A 2,491-nucleotide genomic window follows, 5' to 3' on the forward strand; every position below is an offset into this window, starting at 1 on the left:
TGTTGGTTTCCGCGCGGAACTGAGCCGGTTTTTCCACCGAGAATTGAGCCACCTCTCAGTATGGTTTTCTGATCAGGGTTTGGTCAAGGGATTGGCCTTTTCTCCTCTCTTCTGTGCTGCTGCGGCCGAGCTGGCCTTGAAGCGGAAGCTGTCGTTGCCGGTTTCCAGGATATGGCAACGATGGGTCAGGCGGTCGAGCAGAGCGGTGGTCATCTTGGCATCGCCGAAGACCGTTGCCCATTCGCTGAAGCTGAGGTTGGTGGTGATGACGACGCTGGTGCGCTCATAAAGCTTGCTCAGCAGGTGGAAGAGCAGTGCTCCACCTGAAGCACTGAACGGAAGGTATCCGAGCTCATCCAGGATCAGCAGGTCGAGGCGAACCAGCGTTTCGGCGATCTGACCTGCCTTGCCTTTGGCTTTCTCCTGTTCGAGCGCGTTGACCAGCTCAATGGTGGAGTGGAAGCGAACCTTTCGGCGATGATGTTCGATGGCTTGGACGCCGATTGCAGTCGCAATATGCGTCTTCCCTGTGCCGGGTCCGCCGACGAGCACGATATTCTGGGCCCCGTCCATGAACTCGCACCGGTGCAATTGGCGCACGGTCGCTTCGTTGATCTCGCTGGCGGCGAAGTCGAAGCCGGAGAGATCCTTGTAGGCCGGGAAGCGGGCAGCCTTCATGTGATAGGCGATGGAGCGGACCTCACGTTCGGCCATTTCCGCTTTCAGCAACTGGGACAGGATGGGCACCGCCGCATCAAAGGCCGGAGCCCCTTGCTCGATCAAGTCTGTGACGGCTTGGGCCATGCCATACATCTTCAGGCTACGCAGCATGATGACGACGGCTGCGCTGGCAGGATCATGACGCATGGCGACCTCCCGCGGTCCGGACACGCAGACCATCGTAGCGTTCGACGTTGGCCTTGGGTTCACGCAGCAAGGTCAGCGCCTGTGGCGTATCGATATCGGGGCCGTCAGTCGTCTTGCCGTCGATCAGCCGGTGCAGAAGATTAAGCACATGCGTCTTTGTCGCCACGCCCGCATCCAGAGCCAGTTCCACAGCCCTGACGACGACCTGTTCGTCGTGATGAAGAACGAGAGCAAGGATATCGGCCATCTCACGATCGCCGCCAGGGCGGCGGAGCATTTGGTCCTGTAGTCGCCGAAAGGCCAACGGCAATTCCAGGAAGGGCGCACCATTGCGCAGGGCACCGGGCTTGCGCTGGATGACGGCAAGGTAATGCCGCCAGTCGTAAATCGTCCGCGGCGGTTTGTCGTGGCTGCGCTCAATGACCCGCGGATGTTCGCATAGGATATTGCCCTCGGCCGCAACGACCAGTCGCTCGGGATAGATTCGCAAGCTGACAGGCCGGTTCGCAAACGATGCAGGCACGCTATAGCGGTTCCGCTCGAAGGTGATCAGGCATGTCGGTGAGACACGTTTGCTTTGCTCGACGAAGCCATCGAATGCGGCTGGGAGCGCCATCAATGCTGGTTGTTCTGCGGACCAGACGTCCGCGATCGTACCGGGCAAGGTGCCGTGCGGTGTGTCGCGCCACAGGTCCTGGCAATGCTGTTCCAGCCAGGCATTCAACGCCGCCAGATCTGGAAAGTCCGGCATCTGTTGCCACAACCGTGGTCGGGCATCTTGGACGTTCTTCTCGACCTGACCCTTTTCCCAACCCGCGGCGGGATTGCAAAACTCAGGCGCAAAGACGTAGTGGTTCGTCATCGCGAGGAAACGGATATTGACCTGCCGTTCTTTGCCACGGCCGACACGATCGACCGCGGTCTTCATGTTGTCGTAAATGCCGCGACCAGGCACGCCGCCGAACACGCGGAACCCGTGCCAGTGAGCGTCGAAGAGCATCTCGTGCGTCTGCAGCAGGTAGGCCCTGATCAGAAACGCCCGGCTGTGTGATAGTTTGATGTGGGCAACCTGCAGCTTCGTGCGCTCGCCGCCTATCACGGCATAATCTTCACTCCAATCGAATTGGAATGCTTCGCCTGGGCGGAAAGACAGAGGAACGAATATGCCGCGGCCCGCCGTCTGCTGCTCAGTCCGCCAGTCACGGGCGAACGCGGCGACCCGACCATAGGAGCCGGTAAAGCCGAGAGCCATCAGATCAGCATGAAGCTGCTTCAGCGTTCGGCGCTGCTTGCGTGACCTCCCGGCCTCGGTCTTTAGCCAGCCAGCAAGTTTGTCGGCAAAAGGATCAAGCTTGCTCGGTCGTTCCGGTACCGTGAACGTCGGCTCGATCGTACCGGCACTCAAATACTTCGCGATCGTGTTGCGTGACAGCCCAGTGCGCCGGCTGATCTCTCGGATCGATTGCTTCTCGCGCAGCGCCATCCGGCGGATGATGTTTAAAAGTCCCATGTGGATCACTCCGTTGCCCCCGCCGCTCACCGCGTTGGGGGAAGGTTCACATGGCTCAATTCTCAATGGAAATTATGCGCCTAACCGGCTCAGTTCTGCGTGGAAACCAACACC

At 59.7% G+C, this 2,491-nt stretch carries 2 protein-coding genes; both read right to left on the reverse strand.

The window, feature by feature from the left end:
- Positions 1-72 precede the first annotated feature (72 nt).
- The gene (gene istB, locus C3Y91_RS02390) at positions 73-867 is read right to left on the reverse strand and encodes an IS21-like element helper ATPase IstB (RefSeq protein WP_168574928.1); all 795 of its coding nucleotides are present in this window, start codon (positions 865-867) and stop codon (positions 73-75) included.
- Positions 857-2,377 (reverse strand): IS21 family transposase, encoded by a 1,521-nt coding sequence (istA, locus tag C3Y91_RS02395; protein ID WP_168574929.1) that lies wholly within the window; start codon positions 2,375-2,377, stop codon positions 857-859. The genes istB and istA overlap by 11 nt, the downstream gene beginning before the upstream one ends.
- Between the last annotated feature and the right edge of the window lie 114 nt (positions 2,378-2,491).

The organism is Rhizobium ruizarguesonis (assembly GCF_012349115.1).
In the GTDB taxonomy this organism is placed as follows: Bacteria; Pseudomonadota; Alphaproteobacteria; order Rhizobiales; family Rhizobiaceae; genus Rhizobium; species Rhizobium ruizarguesonis.